Annotated in this window: 18 protein-coding genes and 2 pseudogenes; 10 read left to right on the top strand and 10 right to left on the bottom strand. The window is 39.9% G+C overall.

Features of this window, described 5'->3' with window-relative positions; genetic code table 11:
• Positions 1-86 precede the first annotated feature (86 nt).
• From ACX27_RS35790 to ACX27_RS32490, 6 genes are all read left to right on the top strand, one after another.
• The gene (locus ACX27_RS35790) at positions 87-425 is read left to right on the top strand and encodes a transposase (RefSeq protein ID WP_083468914.1); all 339 of its coding nucleotides are present in this window, start codon (positions 87-89) and stop codon (positions 423-425) included.
• Positions 426-611: 186 nt separating this feature from the next.
• On the top strand, positions 612-809 hold the full coding sequence (locus ACX27_RS18410) for a hypothetical protein (RefSeq protein ID WP_062298417.1): 198 nt from the start codon (positions 612-614) through the stop codon (positions 807-809).
• Positions 793-1,035: a type II toxin-antitoxin system PemK/MazF family toxin gene (locus tag ACX27_RS18415; protein WP_235526256.1), complete on the top strand. Its 243-nt coding sequence runs from the start codon at positions 793-795 to the stop codon at positions 1,033-1,035. Before ACX27_RS18410 ends, ACX27_RS18415 begins: the two co-directional genes overlap by 17 nt.
• A 225-nt stretch (positions 1,036-1,260) precedes the next feature.
• Positions 1,261-1,677: a XisH family protein gene (locus ACX27_RS18420; RefSeq protein ID WP_062294881.1), complete on the top strand. Its 417-nt coding sequence runs from the start codon at positions 1,261-1,263 to the stop codon at positions 1,675-1,677.
• Entirely contained in the window at positions 1,665-2,006 is a 342-nt protein-coding gene (locus ACX27_RS18425; RefSeq protein WP_062294882.1) for a XisI protein, read from the top strand. Before ACX27_RS18420 ends, ACX27_RS18425 begins: the two co-directional genes overlap by 13 nt.
• Positions 1,993-2,139 carry a hypothetical protein gene (locus tag ACX27_RS32490; protein WP_158507402.1) on the top strand — a complete coding sequence of 49 codons (147 nt, stop codon included), beginning with the start codon at positions 1,993-1,995 and terminating at the stop codon, positions 2,137-2,139. Before ACX27_RS18425 ends, ACX27_RS32490 begins: the two co-directional genes overlap by 14 nt.
• 27 nt (positions 2,140-2,166) lie before the next feature.
• Here the strand turns inward: ACX27_RS32490 and ACX27_RS18430 are convergent, their stop codons facing one another.
• The 4 genes and pseudogenes from ACX27_RS18430 to ACX27_RS18445 all read right to left on the bottom strand — a co-directional run bounded on the left by ACX27_RS18430 (position 2,167) and on the right by ACX27_RS18445 (position 9,351).
• Positions 2,167-2,772, bottom strand: a complete 606-nt coding sequence (locus ACX27_RS18430; protein WP_062294883.1) for a DNA-3-methyladenine glycosylase — start codon at positions 2,770-2,772, stop codon at positions 2,167-2,169.
• A 132-nt stretch (positions 2,773-2,904) separates the two neighbouring features.
• Positions 2,905-6,213 (bottom strand): GAF domain-containing protein, encoded by a 3,309-nt coding sequence (locus ACX27_RS18435; protein ID WP_062298419.1) that lies wholly within the window; start codon positions 6,211-6,213, stop codon positions 2,905-2,907.
• A 324-nt stretch (positions 6,214-6,537) separates the two neighbouring features.
• Complete coding sequence (locus ACX27_RS18440) at positions 6,538-7,725, bottom strand: TRC40/GET3/ArsA family transport-energizing ATPase (RefSeq protein WP_062294884.1); 1,188 nt, start codon at positions 7,723-7,725, stop codon at positions 6,538-6,540.
• 389 nt (positions 7,726-8,114) lie between these two features.
• Positions 8,115-9,351: pseudogene (locus tag ACX27_RS18445) on the bottom strand (glycosyltransferase family 2 protein).
• A gap of 323 nt (positions 9,352-9,674) precedes the next feature.
• Between ACX27_RS18445 and ACX27_RS18450 the strand changes: the two are divergent.
• Positions 9,675-11,078 carry a serine/threonine-protein kinase gene (locus tag ACX27_RS18450; protein WP_062294885.1) on the top strand — a complete coding sequence of 468 codons (1,404 nt, stop codon included), beginning with the start codon at positions 9,675-9,677 and terminating at the stop codon, positions 11,076-11,078.
• Between the two features lie 177 nt (positions 11,079-11,255).
• On the opposite strand, the gene ACX27_RS18455 is transcribed toward ACX27_RS18450, so the two are convergent.
• The 4 genes from ACX27_RS18455 to pedR form a co-directional block, all read right to left on the bottom strand.
• On the bottom strand, positions 11,256-11,657 hold the full coding sequence (locus ACX27_RS18455) for a hypothetical protein (protein WP_062294886.1): 402 nt from the start codon (positions 11,655-11,657) through the stop codon (positions 11,256-11,258).
• 315 nt (positions 11,658-11,972) lie between these two features.
• A complete protein-coding gene (locus ACX27_RS18460) occupies positions 11,973-12,971 on the bottom strand; it encodes a glycosyltransferase (RefSeq protein ID WP_062294887.1) in 999 nt (332 codons plus the stop codon).
• A 26-nt stretch (positions 12,972-12,997) separates the two neighbouring features.
• The gene (locus ACX27_RS18465) at positions 12,998-13,651 is read right to left on the bottom strand and encodes a DUF6391 domain-containing protein (protein ID WP_062294888.1); all 654 of its coding nucleotides are present in this window, start codon (positions 13,649-13,651) and stop codon (positions 12,998-13,000) included.
• Between the two features lie 376 nt (positions 13,652-14,027).
• Entirely contained in the window at positions 14,028-14,291 is a 264-nt protein-coding gene (pedR, locus tag ACX27_RS18470; RefSeq protein ID WP_062294889.1) for a photosynthetic electron transport-dependent transcriptional regulator PedR, read from the bottom strand.
• Positions 14,292-14,743: 452 nt separating this feature from the next.
• Here pedR and ACX27_RS18475 point away from each other — a divergent pair, with 452 nt between their 5' ends.
• Positions 14,744-15,721, top strand: a complete 978-nt coding sequence (locus tag ACX27_RS18475) for a carbohydrate kinase family protein (RefSeq protein ID WP_062294890.1) — start codon at positions 14,744-14,746, stop codon at positions 15,719-15,721.
• Between the two features lie 135 nt (positions 15,722-15,856).
• Here the strand turns inward: ACX27_RS18475 and sfsA are convergent.
• Positions 15,857-16,583: pseudogene (sfsA, locus tag ACX27_RS18480) on the bottom strand (DNA/RNA nuclease SfsA).
• 207 nt (positions 16,584-16,790) lie between these two features.
• Between sfsA and ACX27_RS18485 the strand changes: the two are divergent.
• Positions 16,791-17,066, top strand: coding sequence for a hypothetical protein (locus ACX27_RS18485; RefSeq protein ID WP_062294891.1), 276 nt, complete (start codon positions 16,791-16,793; stop codon positions 17,064-17,066).
• A gap of 128 nt (positions 17,067-17,194) precedes the next feature.
• On the opposite strand, the gene ACX27_RS18490 is transcribed toward ACX27_RS18485, so the two are convergent.
• Positions 17,195-18,586, bottom strand: coding sequence for a lysophospholipid acyltransferase family protein (locus tag ACX27_RS18490; RefSeq protein WP_083468772.1), 1,392 nt, complete (start codon positions 18,584-18,586; stop codon positions 17,195-17,197).
• 122 nt (positions 18,587-18,708) lie between these two features.
• Between ACX27_RS18490 and ACX27_RS18495 the strand changes: the two genes are divergently transcribed.
• Positions 18,709-19,428, top strand: coding sequence for a class I SAM-dependent methyltransferase (locus ACX27_RS18495; protein ID WP_062294892.1), 720 nt, complete (start codon positions 18,709-18,711; stop codon positions 19,426-19,428).
• Positions 19,429-19,502: the final 74 nt, after the last annotated feature.

Raw genomic sequence — 19,502 nt, forward strand, 5'->3', positions numbered from 1 at the left:
ATTTGTCTTAGATAAAGACAGAAAGAAAAATTTATAATGTCCTAGATAAAGACAGAAATTTATTGGAAAATATGGATATCATAAAAATGTACGAAAAGTTTCCAACTCGTGAAGCTTGCCTAATTCACCTTGAAAAGCAAAGGTGGAAAGGAAAGCCAAAATGCCCGTACTGTAGCTCATCTAATTTCACACATTTAAAAAACGGAAGCAGATACCACTGTAATTTATGTAACACAAAATATAGCGTTACAGTTAAAACCTTATTCCATAGAACTCGTGTGGATTTACAAAAGTGGTTTTTGGCTATCTATCTACTGATATATGCGAGAACAAAGCTCAGTTCACGTCAGCTTGCAAAATTACTTGCAGTTGACAAAAATACGGCATGGCTAATGATTGCACGTATAGATTTTTCCTTCTCATAGAGAACAGCAACTAGAATTATTTAAAGATGATAATGATTTACAAGATGAAACGAATGATCAGTATTTATGACAATACGAATTGTGATCGTTTTATGATTGTGTAGAGTGCGATCGCTTATCTCTCCATACAGGCGATCGCTAACCGTGCCATCATAGAATCAGCGATCGCTTATGAGAAATAAGGCTATGCTAAAAACACTTTGGGCTACTGTGAGACATGGAAAGATAGAACTACTGGAATCTGCTGAATTACCAGAAGGAACAAAAGTGCTAGTGACGTTGCTTCCTGATGATGAAAATGAATTTTGGCTTCAAGCTAGTCAAAAATCATTAGATGAAGTTTGGGATAATACTGAGGATGATGTCTATGCTCAACTACTCTAAAAATGACATCATTTTAGTTCAGTATCCCTTTTCAGATTTGTCAACTTCAAAAGTTAGACCTGCTGTTGTAGTCAGTACGCAACACATTTCTCAAGATATTTTTATTACGCCTTTGACAAGCAAAACTGAATCATTATTAGAAGGCGAGTTTGTGTTGTCTGAATGGAAAGCCGCAGGACTAAATGTAGCAACAGCAGTTAAAAAGAGGATTATATACAGTCCATAGAAGCTTGGTTGTAAAAGTAATTGGCAAGTTAGCTGATGCTGATGCTAAATTGCTAGAGCAATCCTTAAAAGGTTGGTTGGGACTGTAATATAAAATACCATTATTTATGGCAATGTCTCAAAACTGAGAATTGAATATTTTAATCAGGCGATCGCACTTGGTAATGTAGAGTGCGATCGCCTGCACAATTAGTATAATTTATCTAGGCTATCTCACTATAACCAAATGCCAGCTAAGGACATTTACCATGATGCTGTTAAAAATGCCTTAATTAAAGATGGCTGGACAATTACGGCTGATCCTTATTTTTTGCAGTATGAAGATGCTGAACTTTATGCTGATTTATTTGTAGAAAAAGCCTTACTAGCTGAACAAGAAGGACGGAAAATAGTTGTTGAAATCAAGAGCTTCATCAGCCCTTCTCTGATGAAAGATTTTCAAAATGCTTTAGGTCAGTATATTTTATACCGCGACATTTTACAACTAGCAAATAAAAACTATGAGATATATCTAGCGATTAGAGATACAATATTTGATACCTTCTTTCAACGAAAATCTGTTCAAGCAGTTGTAGAACTTCATCATATTAAACTGATGGTATTTAACAATGAAAGAGAGGAAATTACTTTATGGACAAAGTAGCAGAGTATCGGAAATTAATTAAACAAGTGCTTACTGAGTATGATAATTTATCTCGTCAATCACCTGACACTAATTACGAAACTAGTTTAGTATTTGATGAAAATCATGACCATTATTTATGGTTAGCTGTAGATTGGCAAGGCAGCAAGCGAATTAAATATACTTATATTCATATTCGGATTAAGAACGAAAAAATTTATATAGAGGAAGATTATACAGAGGAAGGAATAGCAACTGAATTAATCAGATTAGGTGTGCCTAATAATGATATTGTGCTTGCCTTTCATCCTCCAGATGTGAGGAAATTTACAGATTTTGCAACAGCTTAATCAATTATTAGTTTTTTCAGGCGATCGCATTAGGATTGTGGAGAGTGCGATCGCGTTTGGGAATTTGGGATGCGTTAGTGAAGCTTACCGCAGGTATCGCTTTTGGGAATGCAGAGTGCGATCGCCCAAATAATACACTAAGATACCAAAAGCAATTAATTTATCCTTTTTTAGATACAGCCAGACTATTCCATAAATACCAGCGCCAAGGCAAGTCTACACCTTTAGTCAAACCAATGCGCGTAGTCTGAATTAACGTCAGATTTCCTTGTTCTAGCTGTTGTTGAAACTCAGGCTGGCGGTGTTCTAACCAGAGTGCTTGACCAAATTCTAGGGGTGTTGCATTCAATGTCAAATCAATTTTCAAAGCACGGCAAAGTTTACCCGGCCCGGCGGCGATGCGATGTGGTTTAAGTTTTTCTTGATGATCAACCCAGGTAGGAACTTGCGCTAACTCCAAGGCGCGGAGAAGCACAGCACTAGGAATTCCATCTCTGTCAGTTACCACATTCAAACAGTGGTAAACACCATAAATTAAATACACATAAGCTTTCCCAGCCGCCTCAAACATGACCTGATTGCGAGTAGTCCGACTACGATAAGCGTGCATTGCTGGATCTTCCGGTGCATAAGCCTCTGTCTCAACAATCATTCCCCGAAAAATCCTACCATCTGGCATTTGTCTAACTAAAGTACAGCCAATCAATTCAGGAGCCACTAAAGTTGAGGGACGAGTCAGCCAAGTTGCATCAATGTCAGATTTCATAGATTAGGGGCTAGTACTGCTACGCGGAAGTCAAAAGTCAAAAGTCAAAAAGCCTATATCACAAGCTTTTCACTAACTTGAAATGGTATCTTTATTTCCGCCGATCTGTACTAGTATTTTTCACTCAGCACTTCAAGTATGAATACTTTGCTGAATGGGAACTTCAATCCGAAATTCTGTACCTTGGCCTGGTTGTGAATCGCATTGAAAAATACCACCATGCTTATCTACCACGATTTGGTAACTAATTGATAGTCCCAAACCTGTACCCTTACCTACAGGTTTAGTTGTGAAAAATGGGTCAAAGATTCGTGTTTTCACAGCTTCTGGTATGCCTAATCCATTGTCTTTGATGTAAATTACCACGCTCGGCACATTTTTGTTCATCTCACCAACGATAGTGCGAACGGTAATTTGATGTTGAAGAGTGGCTGAGGTTGATTCTGGGTGATATTCTAAAGCGTCGATCGCATTGCTCAACACATTCATAAATACTTGGTTGAGTTGTCCTGGATAGCACTCTACCAATGGCAAATCACCATACTCTTTAATAACTTGAATGTCAGCACTATCTGATTTCGATTTCAAGCGGTGCTGTAAAATCAGCAGGGTACTATCGAGACCTTCGTGAATATCTACTACTTTCATTTCCGCTTCATCCAGGCGAGAGAAATTCCGCAAGGACATGACGATTTGGCGGATGCGTTCTACACCAACGCTCATGGAAGCGAGAGTTTTGGGTAAATCTTGTGAGAGAAATTCTAAGTCAATATCTTCCAGGCGATCGCTAATTTCTTCACTAGGTTTAGGATATTGTTTCTGATAAAGGTTGAGCATTCCCAGTAAATCATCTGCATATTCCCGCACATGGGATAAATTACCATAAATAAAATTCACGGGATTATTAATTTCATGAGCCACACCCGCCACTAATTGACCCAGTGAAGACATTTTTTCGGTTTGGATGAGTTGAGTTTGGGTAGTTTGTAACTCATGCAAGGCTTCGCTTAATTTTTGGGTTTGTTGTTTAGTATGGGCTAGTAAATCAGCTTGCTCTAAGGCGACAGACAGTTGAGTTGCTACTTGGGTAGTAAATTGAATTTCGGAAGTTTCCCATTCTCGCGGTTGGGTGCATTGGTGAATACACAATAAACCCCAGAGTTCATGACCTTTAACCAGAGGAACTACTAAATTGGCTTGTATCTGAAGTTTTTCCAATAAGTTTAAATAACAAGGGTTAAGTCCAGAGTTGTGAACGTCAGTAATCACATGCACTCTTCCCTGACGATGCAAAGCAAGATATTTTTGCTTAAAGCAAGTGTCTTGAATTTTTAGGGCGAGTGTCGAGACAAACCCAGGTAAAATATCCTCTGCTACGACTTCACCCGTATCTAGTTCTGCATCTGGGTCAAAGCGATAAACTACAACTCGGTCAGCATTTAAAGTCCGCCGCACTTCATGGGCTGTTGCACTAAAAATTGTCTCTAAATCTAGAGATTCCCGCAATTTAGTTACTACTTCAAATAATATTTGGCGTTGTTCGGCGGCTTTTCGCAAATCAGCAGCTTGTTGCTGAGTTTGCATCAGTAATTGGGCTTGTTGCAGAGCTATACCCAATTGCGCTGCAATTTGACTGAGAAAGTTAACTTCCGAAGGTTTCCATTCGCGGGGGCCAGAATGTTGATAGGTGCAAAGTAAGCCCCAGAGTTTTTGTCCGACAAAAATGGGAGCTAAAACAAAAGCATGAATGTGATAATACTCTAAATTATCTAAATGGCACTGGGTAAAGCCCATTTGATAGATATCATCCACAGCAAATGTTTCGTTTTGGCGGTAACGCCCGCCTTCGGTTTTTTGCAGGTAGGTATCATTCCAAACTGTATTTACGCTAATTTTGCTTTCATTTGTCCAATGGGGGCTAGTAGCTTCAAAATCGCCGACAAATTCACCACCCCAATCTTCTGTAAACCGATAAACCGAAACGCGATCACCTTTGACTAACTGACAGACTTCTTTGGTAGTAATTTGAAAAATCTGATCTACATCCAACGACTCCCGAATTTTAGCAATCACACCAAATACGGCTTGTTGTTGTTGATATGTGCGTTCTAGTTCAACTGTGCGCCTTTTTACTTGATGTTCTAAATTGAGATTAAAGCCTTGTACTTGCTGATAAAGTTCATATTGTTGAACTGCTGAGGCAAAATGTTTGGCAAGTTCTCTCGCTAATTCAATATCTGCGGTTGTCCATTTTTGGGCTTGGGCTGTTTTTGATTCTTTCCAAACATCAAAAGATAACCGGGGATAAGACTGGCGGCGATCGCGGTCAAATTGACCAGCCCACAAGGTTTCTGTGTCGATTTCATTACGAAAGATACTCAAATAACCGACTAATTGCTGACGATAACACAATGGAATCATCAGTAAACTGCGAATTTTTGTTGGTTTAAAAGTTGGTTGCAAAGTTCGCAAATTTGCGGTTTGATAAATATCATCAATTGCCCAAACATCATATTCGCCAGACTGATAATATTCTTGCCAGACGTTATACTGCTCCATTAAGGGATAAATCGTATCTGGGGGAATTTCTGGCTGTTGTCCACTAATATAAATTTGAATGCAGTCACTACCAGGAATTAAACATTCTTTTAGACTTTTAATTTGACTATTGGTAGCTTGAAAAGCTTCGTTTCTAATACACAATCTCCCACCAGCACCTTGAAAGGCGGCGACAGCAGCTTCTAATGCCGGTTGTAAAACAATTGTCGGGAGGGAATGTAGCAGGGTCGCAATGCGATTAATCACACTTTCTCGTTCGGCTTTGGCGCGGGCTTGGGCGAGAAGATAACTTTGAGCGATCGCCACCGATAATTGATCTACAACCATTTGCATCGCTTCTAATTCATAAAGTGAAATAGAATGCGCCTGGGAATGATGAGATACCAGCAATCCCCACAATTGATGTTGATGAAAAATCGGCGCAACGACACAAGATTTGACTCCCATCGCCGTTAAGTATTCCGCGTGACAGGGGTCTACAGGGCGGTAACGAATATCTTCTGTTTTCAGTTCGCCTGTTTCTAAAACACTCATCGGGCTGTGACCAATCTGTTGCAGATCAACATTCACAACAGAACGTACCCTTGATTTAGTAAACAATTCACGCGCATGAGGCGGAATATCATCGGCGGGAAAATTCAGTCCCAACAGCGAAGGTAAACGCTGTTCATAAATTGATTCACCAACAACTTGACCAGTACCATCAGCATGAAATTGATAAATCATTACTCGGTCAGTTTCCAGTAAGCAACGTACTTCTGCTGTTGTGGTTGCAATAATTTCTTCTAACTCTAATGTTTGACGAATACGATTTGTTATCCGGCGCAGGAGACTCTCTTGATCAAGTCTTGTCCGCAAGTTTGGATCTGCTAGTTGGGACATTGTTTTTAAGTTTAAAAAATTTTTGAAATTAAATATCTTGTCAGCGATAAATCTAAAAACATTGTGAATTTTATGTAATCTATTTGTCCACAGTAAAACCACGGTCAAAATACAGTGAATACTCATAGGTTTTTGTTACAGGTTTTTACATTGTTTTTTTTACAAAAAAAATCCCATCATTTTATAGATTTTTGATAAATTTTTCCTAGTAAAAAGTTTAAAAAAGTCAGATATTTATGTTTTTCAAAAAAAATAGAGACCACAACTAAGCTGTGTCTCTATTGTTAAGTATTAATTCTTCCTTGCGGCTGATTACTCAGAGAATTAAACTCTGTTATTATCAGCAAAACGAATTCTTAAATAGTCTTCTTCCATCTTGGCACCAGCCGGCTGTAGTGCTGCTAAAGCTTGTGGTAAAACCAAATTGCGGCGATGATTACCGATTGTGATATTCAACTCATCACCTGTTTTACTTAGCTGAATTTGGTGTTTTGGAATACCTGGTAAATACAGTTCCAAACTGTACTCATTCTTTTCTTGTACGACTCTAACTGTTGTTTCTTTATAATAAACTTGGCTAGGGTCTTCATCTTTGTAGAGAATTTCCTTGAGTCTTTCTAGAGCAGCTAATCCACACATTTCTTCTGAAAACAGTGGCACTTCTTTGACTGGCAGAGGATGGAAATTTTCGTGAATTTCTTGACGATACTGTTCTTGATTTTGTTTCCAACGTTGGAAAAATGGATCTTCGACTTCCGGCGGAATAATCCTGTTAGCAACTACTAAATCTGTAGCTACATTGTATAAGCTTAAATAAGCATGGGCGCGTAGCGATTCTTTAATCACCATCTTTTCGGGATTGGTGACAAGACGCACAGAAGTTTGGGTATTATCTGTTAATACCTTTTCGAGCGCCTCAATTTGTTCATAAAATTCGTAAGGTGCATCCATTACCTCTTTGTCGGGTAGAGAAAACCCAGCAATTGGTTTAAAAATTGGTTCCACTAAAGGACGCAACGCTACAGAGATATTTTGAAATGGTTTGTAAAAGCGGCGCATATACCAACCGCCGACTTCTGGTAAGCTTAACAAGCGCAAAGCTGTGCCGGTGGGGGCTGAGTCAATAATTAAAACATCAAAATCCCCTTCATCATAGTGGCGTTTCATTCTTACCAAGCTGAAAATTTCATCCATACCTGGTAGAATCGCCAATTCTTCCGCTTGCACTCCTTCTAAGCCCCGCGCCTGCAAAACCTGGGTAATGTATCGCTTCACAGCACCCCAGTTACCTTCAAGTTCTTGCAGTGCATCTAGTTCTGCACCCCATAAATTTGGGCGAATTTGTTTGGGTGCATGTTCTAGTTCTAAATCAAAACTATCGGCTAAGGAATGGGCGGGATCTGTACTTAAAACTAGTGTACGATAGCCAAGTTCTGCACAACGAAGTCCCGTAGCGGCAGCAACAGAGGTTTTTCCCACACCGCCTTTGCCTGTCATCAAAATTACTCGCATTATCTCGAATCTATAAGGTTTTTAGCTTGTGAGTCCTCTAAAATGCTCAATTAATGCTCAAAGAGGGGGTGGTTAGTTTTGCAGCCAAATATCAAGTATGAATTTCATACTCAATCTTTCTGCCAAAAAAACACTCATCTTTTATTATTACGTAATTTTCTAACTCACAAGTTGTCCCAGTCCAAACTGGGCGAGGAATTTAGACCTGAATCCTTACCGCAAAAGTATGAAGAAACGAACCGCAAAGGACGCAAAGGACACGAAGTTATAAGAGTTTGAGAGAATTATTGCGTAAGTCCCATAGAAGTCAGAATTCAGGAGTCAGAAGGCTAATTAAATCACGGTTTTACTAGGCAGAGATTCTGATATACTTAATAGCTTGTGAATCGCTACTTGATTAATCCCATTTCATATAAACCTTGGTGCAGTCTTTTGGCTTCTGCGAGATTTTGCTGCTGTTCGTGGAGAAGAATGGCATTTTTAAATGCTGTCAGACTAGCTTGGAGATTACCAACTTTTAGCTGTACTACGCCTAAATTTTGATATGCTTCTGCGTAATAAGGATTTAATTTGATGGCTTTTTGATAACAAGCGATCGCATCAGTAAATAAATTCAAAGCCTTTAATGTCATCCCTAAGTTATAATATCCAGTCGCAAAATCTGGGTCAATCTTTAAAGCTGTTTCGTAAGCTTTTTTGGCGTTGTTTAAATCTCCTGCATCTTTGAGTAAGTTACCTAAATTGTTATATGCTCCTAACTTGAGCATTGGATAAATCGGTAATTTAATTGCAGCTTGGTAGTGTTCTAGGGCTGATTGCGTCTGTTTTAAATGATTGTACGCAATCCCTAAATGATAATGGAGTTCATATAAAATTTCGTAGTTTTCTGCTGATTGATTTGCTGTCACCCAATCTTGGGGTGACTTACCACTGGCTTGGTTGAGTCCCCTTTGCAATAACTCTACACCTTGAGCAAGTTTGCCAGTTTCAACGTAAAGCGCCCCTAATTTACTGCAAACATAAGGATCATTGGGATGAGTAGCGAGAAACTCTAACATTGCGGCTTGGGCTTTGGTGTATTTATTATTTTGGGCGATCGCTCTTTTTTGATACCCTGTATGCAGAATTGCTATACCCTGCAAATAACCTACTTGCCAATGAGGTTCTTTTTTTTAAAATCGCCGCTACACTATCATCCACTAAGGCATGATAAGGCCGCTCAAAGCGAATTTCAGGATGATTGCGAAACAACCGCGAAACCAAAGAATAGGGAGATTGGACTGCACCAATTTCTTGGCGGATGAGATTAATTAAGATATATTCATCACTTTGAATTGCATCCTGTAGCTGTGGCACAATGCTGGGTGTGAGTATTTCATCCGCATCTAACACCAACACCCAATCACCAGTAACATATTTTAAAGCGGCATTCCGAGCAGTACTAAAGTTATTAGTCCATTGAAAATGATGTACTTTTGCGCCGAATTGTTGGGCGATTTCGGGAGTGCGATCGCTAGAACCTGTATCTAACACTACCATTTCATCCACGAAATCCTTAACACTATTTAAGCACTTCGGTAGCGTAGTTTCTTCATTTTTTACAATCATGCACAGACTAATACTCATACGCAAACTTCAATTTATTTACTTGTATTGATTAAACATAGAAGATGCACTTTCACCAATTCAGCACTTAGCAATCTGGAATGGGTTACTCACAAATCTACTCCTGTTTCTACGAGTAGTTTACAAATCCAACCGGATTGCTATATGACAACTCTACTTGCTACCAGCTACTACTTAACACTTTATTACAATAGATTGGCAAAACTGTAGAAAGCTAATGATCATTCGGAATTCGGAATTCTGACTGCTGAATTCTGCTGTATGTGCAAAAATCAAGATTAGCAAATCAGTGAGTGGGTGTTCTCAAAGAGAGGGGAAACTTCATGCTGGGTCAAACGGTCGGGGGACGCTACCAAATTCTTACTCAGTTAGGACGGGGAGGATTTGGCACGACTTTTATCGCTCAAGATATACAACGACCTGGAAATCCCCAGTGTGTTGTTAAGCAATTTAAGCCACTGGCGAATGATCCCTACACCTTAAATGCAGCTAAACGCTTTTTTGACTTAGAAGCCGCGATTTTGGAAATGTTAGGAAAACATGACCAACTTCCCCAATTACTGGCTCACTTTGCGGAAAATGAAGAATTCTTTTTAGTCCAAGAATTTATTCCCGGTCATGATCTCAAACAAGAATTACCGCCACTCAGTGATAAATTAAGCGAAACTGCTGTAATTAAATTGTTAAAAGAGATACTGGCGGTTTTAGCATTTGTGCATCAAAATCATGTGATTCATCGGGATCTCAAACCTGAAAATATTCGCCGCCGAGAATCAGATGGCAAAATAGTTTTAATCGACTTTGGCGCAGTCAAACAAATTAGTACCCAAGTAGCCAACACCGCTGGACAAACAAGTTTTACTGTTGCTATTGGTACACCTGGTTATATGCCCAGTGAACAGGCTAATAGTAATCCCCATTTAAGTAGCGATATTTATGCAGTGGGAATGATTGCTATCCTAGCTTTAACAGGGATAAATCCGGCGGCTGGTAGCCATTCAATCCCCAGAAACCCAAATACAGGCGAAATTGATTGGCGTGATAAAGTGAAAGTTAGCCCCCAGTTTGCCGCTATTTTAGATAAAATGGTGCGCTATGATTTTCGCCAGCGTTACCCTACAGCCGAGTCGGTATTACAAGCATTAGAAATGCTTGAGAAAGCACCATTAACTAAACTCAAACAATCTTTGCCGAAAAAATGGGTGATGGGTTTAGGAATTACAGCCGCAGTTGCAGTTGGATTAATACTTTTATCTCAAATCAAAATTAATCAAACCAATTTTTCAAACTATGCTGCTCATGGAGTAAAAATTAACTATCCTGATAATTGGGCAGTGCAAGAAACACCAAATGCTGTGACACAAGATATAGTTACTTTCTTAGCACCAAAACAAAGCGATTATGACCAATTTCAAGAACTTGTAACTATTCGGGTTGAACCACTTTCAAGTACTTTAGACGAGTCAAAAGATTTATTTATTCGGGAAGTCAAAAATACAGTAGATGATGCTCAAATAGAAAGTTCTAGTGAAACAACACTGGCTAATCAGCGAGCAAATCAACTAGTCTTTACAGGGAAAATTGATAATGGACGGTTAAAGAGTCTGCAAGTTTGGACTTTACAAAATGATAATGCCTATATTATTACTTACACTGCAACTGTTGATGAATATGATAAATTTTTACCTATAGCAGAAAAAATGATTCGGTCTTTTGTTTTTGAATAAAATAAACCCCTCAGACGGGAAGTTGGGGGCTATACAAACAAATCCTGAACTTCGACAAGCTCAGTGATCACCTTCGCAGGCTAATAATATACTTCTTCATATCGATTTGGTATAAGGGCGAATGGCTGTAACCTTTGATAAAGCCAAGCCTATGCCCCTAAATGTTAAGAGATTGTTTTAAAACTGAGTCACTGTCAAACTGACACCACCAGAATCTAGTCGCGGAACCTTTAAATAATCTACTGGTTCACCGTTACGTTGATTCGGTTGGCTATTATTTGGCTTTTCGCACTCTTTAATTGCTGCTTCTGGGTCGTTGAGAATTTCTAGTGGTTTAATATTTTTGCAGCCCTTTTCTTCACGGACGCGGCCAATAGTGTTAGCAATTTGTCTTAAGGCTTGAGCGCGATCGCTGTTGCTAACTGCGCTACTGTTGATTGTAATTGGTTCAGTGATCAGGGTGGCGGCTTCGCGGCTTTCGATAGTCAGTGGCGCAAGTTCCTGTTGTTGCGCTTGGACAGGATGAGCAAGAGCGATCGCACTGACAATCACAGCTAAAGTTATAAATGGGCGTTTCATACTCTAACCCCTGAATTTAAGTTATATGTGATACCTACAAGTGCAATTCCATCTTATCCGCAAGCAATTAAAATGTAATCACCTATCAAGTTAACTGTGTTCCATTTGCAAAACTGGCACAGTTGTCTATACATAACAGATTCGATGTTTATAAAGTACAGCAACTGATTGAAAAAAGTAATTAATAATGAGTAATGAGTCAGAAATTTACTTATTACTCATTATTAATTACTCATCGAGAGGCTCAGATCCCCGACTTCTTGAAGAAGTCGGGGATCTTTCGGTTCAAGCATTATTTAGGACTGCTATATCTAATCAAGCATGAAAATATTTTTTCTTCACTTTTTTGTAGAGATTTTTAATTCTTAATTGATTTAAGCGTAATTGCGTCAATGTGGGTATGTTAGATTGATAATGCTGTTTGTGATCAAAAAATTCATTTAATTCCTTTAAAATTACTCGCAGTCTTTGAATAATATTTTCGTAGCGATACTCTTTCAGTACTTCTTCTGACAAACTTAAACCTGTAGAAGATTGCAGCACTTTCAGAATCTTGGCTACATCATATTCTTTGGAATAATTAGCAATTTTATAACTATTAAACCCAGGGTCTAAATAATCAGAAAGCCCACCATTAACGCTAGAAAATACCTGACACCCACAAGCTAAAGCTTCCATCGGTTGCAGTCCAAAGCCTTCACTGACAGTTTGTTGCGCCCAATATTCCGCCGAATCATAAAGATAAATTTTAGCCTGATTAAATAATCCCGGTAAATCTTCTACATAATAGTCAACTAAATGCACATTGCATTTTTGTTTTAACGTGGGAATTAGCTCTGTTAATAAATACTCCGAAGACTTTCGCGCCTGAACTAACACATCGATATCTCGTTCTAAATGTAAATTTTTAAATTCTGGGCTAATTTCATTCGGCAAATAATATATGAGGTTATTCGGCGACTTCTGCCCCCAATAACCTAATGTGTTGCGGCTAACAGTAATAATGGGAATCCCTGGAGGTAAATTAAATTTGTAACCAGAACTATGGGCATGATATACGACATTGTACTGCTTGAGTTTGGCAACTAATTTAGCGATATCAAATCCCCAACTAATAACAAAGATGGCATTATCTAAATTTGCTTCTCTCAGTAAGTCATCTAAAAACAACTTATCGGCTTCTCGTTGGCGGTAAGTTACAACTTCCGCACTGCAAATCTGTTGAGCAAGTTTCAAGGTTTTTAATTCTGCCCAGAGACCACCACAGACAAATCTGCCCTGAGTTCCAGGCAATAGAAAATAAAGCTTTCGCATTATAAATTATAAGTTACGAATTAATTTCACTCTCGCCATTTTACCTTGACAAAATGTCCTTGCCGTCCCCAAACATCACGAGCCACGGTAATATTTTCTACTGCTAGGTTAAACGGAATAGCTGTGGTGAGATAACGCTGGGCTATTGAACCTAAATCTGGGGCGATTTCTGCGGCTGTGGTGGCGGCTAGTCCTAGACCAATTAATTGTTCAACCGGACGAAAGGGAAGCAACAAATTGACACCGACAGCAAGTCCGGCTGTTAACAACATTGTGACTGAGAGATTTGTACCACAACGGGGATGTACTGCTAAATCCCACTCACCATGTGTCAGACGATAAAGGGCTTGGCTGACTGCCCGTCGCAAGTTGCTGATATTGACTTCACCATAAAGGTAAAATCCTTGATCTGTAGATAAACCACCTAATAATTCGTTATCAAGTTGAACTGTATTGGGTCTCCCTGGAGGAGTATGGACATTCTTAGTTTCACTCAAAACCCAAACTGTAGCATGTTCTAGGGCGTGAACTTGCCGCAGCATAATAATTTCTTTCAAACCAGGAATAAATGATAGCTGTCTGACTAAATCAGCATCTAGGTTAGATTGCGGCGTAGTAAAGTCAAAGTTAAAAAAGTTAAAGGAAGACGAGCCACCTTGAACAGAAGCAGAAGTTTCCATAGTCACACTGCTCCCCAAACTGATGGAGCAACATAGATTTCTTACAAATGTAACGCTTGCGGCAAAAGATTATTGCTAATTTTTATTGATGACTGGATAAATATCTTTTTAAATATGGTGAAATGTACCGTTGAGCCAGTTTTGTAAAACTGAATCAACGGTAACAATTCTGCACGATAACTAATAACTAAGTAATCTGTTCTGCCTGATGTTGATGCTAGCGAGAACTAGAGGTTCACGCTGAAATAGATGCGTGAGGAGTAAAACAAGCAGTGAACCATGAAAATGTCGTAGCTGCACACCAAATGAAATTTATCGCCAGATTAGACGCGATTTATGGCATCTGCCAAACGCCATTGACCGCATCTGTAGCAATTCATTCGTTTTGGTTAGGCAGAGGACAGCAATTCACATCATCCAAACAGACCTTGCCCCACTGTAAAGCCCAGCGCACAAGTGCCACTCGGTTTTCTGTTTGGGTTTTGGTGAGAATATTGCTGATGTGGTTATCAACTGTTCGCTTGCTAATTTCCAATTTTGCTGCAATCTCTTGGTTAGTTAAGCCAGCGGCCACTAAGTCGATAATTTGCAGTTCTCTGTCTGACAGAGTAACAGGGGTCTGGGACTCGCCACCAGCCATGACTGATTATATCCTCCCTTGGTATATGTACTTAATCACTCTCTTTAATTCTAGAAGATTCTTTTGTTGGTAGGGATTTGAAGTGTTAGCTGTAATACGATTGACAATAATTTTTTTCAAGTTTAACTCAAGGGAAAATTTACATACCACAACTTAAATGTCATTTATAATACTTATTCTAAAGATTTTATTAAGCATTAACACTGATAAATAAAAGCTGATATTAAAGCCTACAGATTCAGTAGGAGTAACAAAAAATGCTATTGAATTGTATGAAGGACTGGCGACAGAACGACAAGATTATTGTAGATTTTATACTGACCTCACAAGAACTTAAAAGTTAGGGGTCAATAGGAAAAACTCAGAATTGAGAGTTCTGGGTTCAAGCAGAATAATTCTGATATCAGGATTATTCTTTGCTTCCTCAACCTAAATCGCAAATCTAAAGTGAGATGAGCAATCCCCGTGTTTTGTGTCTTGGTGAAATTCTGTTCGATTGTTTAGCCGATCAATTGGGGCTAAAACTGGAGGAGGTACAGTCTTGGACTCCTTACCCTGGAGGAGCGCCAGCTAATGTGGCCTGTGCGTTGGTGAAACTCGGAACTTCCGCCGGATTTGTTGGCGCTGTAGGTGAAGATGAACCGGGGAATGAGCTGGTTCAGTTACTCCAGGAAATTGGGGTAGAGATAACGGGTGTACAACGTCATCCGACTGCACCAACGCGACAGGTGTATGTAGTGCGAGATTTGGCGGGCGATCGCAATTTCGCTGGCTTCGGTCAGTATGATACATCTGAATTTGCCGACACCCGTCTACAAGCCCAGCAATTACCCACTGCGCTGTTTCAAGAGGCAGATTTTCTGGTTTTGGGTACTTTAGAATTAGCCTATCCTGACAGCGAACAGGCAGTTTATCGCGCTTTAGATTTGGCAGAACAATTTGACCTGAAGATTGTGCTAGATGTCAACTGGCGACCAGTATTTTGGCAAGACCAAAATATCGCGCGGCAAAAAATTCAAGATACATTTAAGCGGATTGACTTTCTCAAACTCTCCAAAGAGGAAGCAGAATGGCTTTTTGATACCGCCGATGCGGGAGCCATTACTTACCGTTTAGATTCTGTGGAAGGAGTGCTGATAACTGACGGTGATAAAGGTTGCGCCTATTGCTTAAGTGGTAACGAAGGAATATTACCTTCTTTTCCGGTGAAAGTAGCTGACACCACTGGCGCGGGAGATAGCTTTTTGGCGGGATTTATCCACCAATTAAGTCAGCACGGGATCAAAAAATTGGCAGATGCAGACACAGCAAAACGCATTGTTACTTATGCTAGTGCTGTGGGAGCATTAACTACGATTAAACCAGGTGCGATCGCTTCTCAACCAACAGCCGCAGAAGTCGAGGCTTTTCTGGCTACCCATCAACTTTAACAAGACTGTTGTCTGTTGAGAATGGGTGTAAGGGTGTAGGGGTATATGGGTATATATCTCCAAAACCCTTACACCCCATACCCTTTCACCCCGATACCATTTTTCACAGATAATCTTGGTGCGTAAGTTCTAAATTTAAATGATGAGTTTTGCCAAACCTAAATAACGGATACCTCCGGGAGAAATATCAAACCGACAAGGTAATACTTCTAAACCAAGAGCGATCGCTTGCCGCAATAACTGGCCATATATTGGATCTGTAGTATCACCAGGGGCAAACTCTGTACAATCACCCCGGTTGATAAAGTACAACATCACAGCCCGATTTGTCGGTAGCAGCGCCATTAATTCGCGCAGGTGTTTTTGTCCTCTGGTGGTTTCTGTATCAGGAAATAATGCTAAGGTTCCTTGCGCCCAAGTTGTATTTTTAACTTCTAAATATATCGGGCGTTCTGCATCACTACCTGTTAACAAAAAATCCACACGACTTTTTTTTATCTACGCCATAAACCACTTCACCTTTGATTTGGCTGTAGTTACCTAATTCGGGAAATAAGTATTTTGCTAAAGCTAGTTTGACGATGCGATTAGGTAAAGCTGTATTGACACCTACCCAAGTTGGTTCATTATCGTGTACTTGAATGAGTTCTAGGGTGTAAGCCAGTTTACGGTTAGGGTTATCACTGAGAGATAATTGCACCAAACTACCAAGAGTAGAAACTCCAGTCATCGGCCCTGTGTTGGGACAATGTGCTGTGACGATTTGACCATCAGCAAGCTGCACATCAGCAAAAAACCGTTTGTAGCGTTTGAGTAAAACACCAGGGTAGAGCGTCGGGTAACGATAAAGCCAATCTAGCATTATTTTGCAAAGCCAACCTTGAAGAAGAATTCAGAAGTCAGAATCAAGAGCGTCGGGTATTCATTGTTTTGATAAATGCACAAAGAATCATATCGTGTCTGGTCTCAAGGTTGGGAAAATAAAAATCTACATATTACATTTTTTTACAAATTTATACTGAATAATTCTCAGAGGGAAGTATCAATTTAATGGCTTCTTGAGGGATATATGACTATAAATGTGGAATCGCCGCTACATTGTTCACTGGTTTTAGATATTAAAGATACTTCGATACAAGTATATTTACGAGCAATGGAAAATTTATTGGTAGTAGTTCAAGATTTATCCCTCGCCCATACTTTAGAGCGCGTTATTGAAATTGTGAGAGCAGCGGCGCGGCAAATCACTGGGTCTGATGGAGCTAGTTTTATTTTACGAGACAATGGTTATTGCTATTACGTTGATGAGGATGCGATCGCTCCTTTTGGGTTTTCAAGCTTATGATCCTCATCAACCCATTCCTTTAGACCAACTCATCACCCTTGCAGATATGAAAATGTATGAGTGCAAGCGGTTCAAAAAACTCGGAAAAAGTACAGGAACTCTTGAATAAACTTTCCCACCCACCTGTACTAATTAATCAAATTTTCTAATGCTGTTTGCAAGTCTTTGGTTAAATTACTGGCTGCTTGTCTGGCTGCGTGACGGTTATTTTGGGACTTTTCCCAGCGTTCGGTAACAGAAATTGGTTCACCTACAGTAATTTTTACTTGGCGTAAACCTAAACGCGGTCTTCCTGGCAGTGTGGAATTTTGAATGCGCGTCAGCATATCATACATTAATAATGCAGTCTCAGCGAAGCGATCGCTACTCGGTTCTTCTTTAAGATAGTTTTCGGTAATGGCGACAAAACTTTCTACTATCCTCATGTGCTGCATTCGTAAGTCGGCTTCTTCGGCAATCCAATCAGCTAGTCCGCGTTTCAAGGGTGGTAGGCTATTAATATCAGGAATGTCGTCTCGATAAATATAATTCCAACCAGCTTCTTCTAAACGCCGACATCTATCAATAAAGTTTCCCTGGGCGGGAACATCAAAATATTGTTCGGCAATTTTTAAGCCAGTATCTAATAAACGATGCAGTCGAGTAATAAATGGTTGATTTGGAATTTGGGGTAAATCTTGATGATAAAAGCGGCGATAAAATTCTTCCATTTCGGTGATGAGATGTTCACCCAAGCGACAAATGCGTTCATGATAAATTTCACCTGGGTTATCAATTTGTGAGGGCGAAATTGACTGGACTGTTAAACCGCTATCTGCCTCTAATTTACTTAATAACCAGTTTATTTTTGCCCAAGGTGGCTGGACGTAACGATACTGTATGGCAACTGGTACTATAAATACTGTTTCAGGGCGATCGCTTTTTTGCAAGTCTTCCACACACCAAAAACCTAATTGCGCTACACCTGGTTCTAAAGGACTAACAATGCCACTATGACCATTAGTACCACCTTCCGGGGCAACGGCGATCGGTATTTTCCCATTCGCAAATAAATCTCGCGCTGTTTGAATAGCCAGCTTGTCAACTCGTCTCCCCCGCCGCACAGGAACACCACCCACACGGGAAAATAACCAACCCAGCCAGTTTCCCGCCCATAAAGTCATTCCTCGTTCATAAATAAAGTGACTATGAATCGGTTCTTGTAAGTTAATCTGATGCTGACGTGCTGCTTTGGGAACCAGGCGTGACAGCAGATACAACATACACAAGGGATCTTCGACTTCTGGGTGACGAAATGCTATCAAAAAGCGGATTTTGCCGGCTTGGAATTGTTGATAAAGTTCCGCTAATATCTCTGCATTCTCCGCTTCGATTTTAACCACACCCGCCGTTAACCAAGGTCGAGTGCGAAACCGCAGGATAAATGGCAAGCACCACCGCATCATCTGGAGTATTAGCGGGTTAAAATTTTGGGGAATAAATTTTAATGGTGGTTGAGTGGAGTGGATTGATTTAGGCAAGCTGTTCTCCAGATGATGTTTTTTGCGATTGTACAATATGAACTTTAGGTTATGCTTTGGGCGATCGCACAAATCTTTACCAACCCCAACCCAGAACTCACACTCAACAGCCGTGAAGCCTTATGTCTAAAAAACCGTCTCCCAGTTTTCCCTTTAATAACAGTCCCCACTCAGATAAATGGCAGGAAAGAACTAACCAAGTAGCTTATCGCTTCAACCGCCAATATCAAAATCAAACTTTTGAATTACCCCCAGAGGTACAAGATTTGCCAATATATCAAGAATGGCAAGCGGGTATTTTAGCCGGGAGGGCTGTTTCGCCGTTTTGGGAAATTGCTCAACCCCAGAAAAATCAACATTGTTTAGATATTGGTTGCGGAGTCAGTTTTTTGATTTATCCTTGGCGTGATTGGCAAGCATTTTTCTATGGTCAAGAAATTAGTAGCATCGCGCGAGATACACTTAATTCTCGTGGTTCTCAGCTAAACTCTAAACTCTTCAAAGGTGTAGAGTTAGGTGGAGCGCACCGTTTAAATTATGCTTTAAATCAGTTTGATTTAGCGATCGCCACCGGCTTTAGTTGCTATTATCCCCTGGAATACTGGAATATTGTTTTAGGAGAAGTCCAACGAGTTTTAAAATCTGGCGGACATTTTGTTTTTGATGTCCTCAACCCCCAACAACCTCTAGCCGAAGATTGGGCGGTGTTAGAAACTTATTTAGGTGCAGAAGTATTTTTAGAACCTCTAGCCGAGTGGGAAAAAATCATCAAAGCCGCCGGTGGTAAATTAGTTGCACAGCAATCAGGCGAATTATTTGAATTATATAAAGTAAGGTTTTGAAGTACTGAGTCACCGAAGTTTGCTCAACGCGGGGAACCCGCGCACGCAACTTCTCGCTGAGTGCTGAGTGAAGG

It is taken from the genome of Nostoc piscinale CENA21 (assembly GCF_001298445.1).
Classification (GTDB): Bacteria; Cyanobacteriota; Cyanobacteriia; order Cyanobacteriales; family Nostocaceae; genus Nostoc_B; species Nostoc_B piscinale_A.

Bases quoted from the DNA above. Each gene is read 5' to 3' on its own strand.
- ACX27_RS35790 (WP_083468914.1), top strand. From the start codon at position 87: ATGTACGAAAAGTTTCCAACTCGTGAAGCTTGCCTAATTCACCTTGAA.
- ACX27_RS18410 (WP_062298417.1), top strand. From the start codon at position 612: ATGCTAAAAACACTTTGGGCTACTGTGAGACATGGAAAGATAGAACTA.
- ACX27_RS18415 (WP_235526256.1), top strand. From the start codon at position 793: ATGCTCAACTACTCTAAAAATGACATCATTTTAGTTCAGTATCCCTTT.
- ACX27_RS18420 (WP_062294881.1), top strand. From the start codon at position 1,261: ATGCCAGCTAAGGACATTTACCATGATGCTGTTAAAAATGCCTTAATT.
- ACX27_RS18425 (WP_062294882.1), top strand. From the start codon at position 1,665: ATGGACAAAGTAGCAGAGTATCGGAAATTAATTAAACAAGTGCTTACT.
- ACX27_RS18430 (WP_062294883.1), bottom strand. From the start codon at position 2,772: ATGAAATCTGACATTGATGCAACTTGGCTGACTCGTCCCTCAACTTTA.
- ACX27_RS18435 (WP_062298419.1), bottom strand. From the start codon at position 6,213: ATGTCCCAACTAGCAGATCCAAACTTGCGGACAAGACTTGATCAAGAG.
- ACX27_RS18440 (WP_062294884.1), bottom strand. From the start codon at position 7,725: ATGCGAGTAATTTTGATGACAGGCAAAGGCGGTGTGGGAAAAACCTCT.
- ACX27_RS18450 (WP_062294885.1), top strand. From the start codon at position 9,675: ATGCTGGGTCAAACGGTCGGGGGACGCTACCAAATTCTTACTCAGTTA.
- ACX27_RS18455 (WP_062294886.1), bottom strand. From the start codon at position 11,657: ATGAAACGCCCATTTATAACTTTAGCTGTGATTGTCAGTGCGATCGCT.
- ACX27_RS18460 (WP_062294887.1), bottom strand. From the start codon at position 12,971: ATGCGAAAGCTTTATTTTCTATTGCCTGGAACTCAGGGCAGATTTGTC.
- ACX27_RS18465 (WP_062294888.1), bottom strand. From the start codon at position 13,651: ATGGAAACTTCTGCTTCTGTTCAAGGTGGCTCGTCTTCCTTTAACTTT.
- pedR (WP_062294889.1), bottom strand. From the start codon at position 14,291: ATGGCTGGTGGCGAGTCCCAGACCCCTGTTACTCTGTCAGACAGAGAA.
- ACX27_RS18475 (WP_062294890.1), top strand. From the start codon at position 14,744: ATGAGCAATCCCCGTGTTTTGTGTCTTGGTGAAATTCTGTTCGATTGT.
- ACX27_RS18485 (WP_062294891.1), top strand. From the start codon at position 16,791: ATGACTATAAATGTGGAATCGCCGCTACATTGTTCACTGGTTTTAGAT.
- ACX27_RS18495 (WP_062294892.1), top strand. From the start codon at position 18,709: ATGTCTAAAAAACCGTCTCCCAGTTTTCCCTTTAATAACAGTCCCCAC.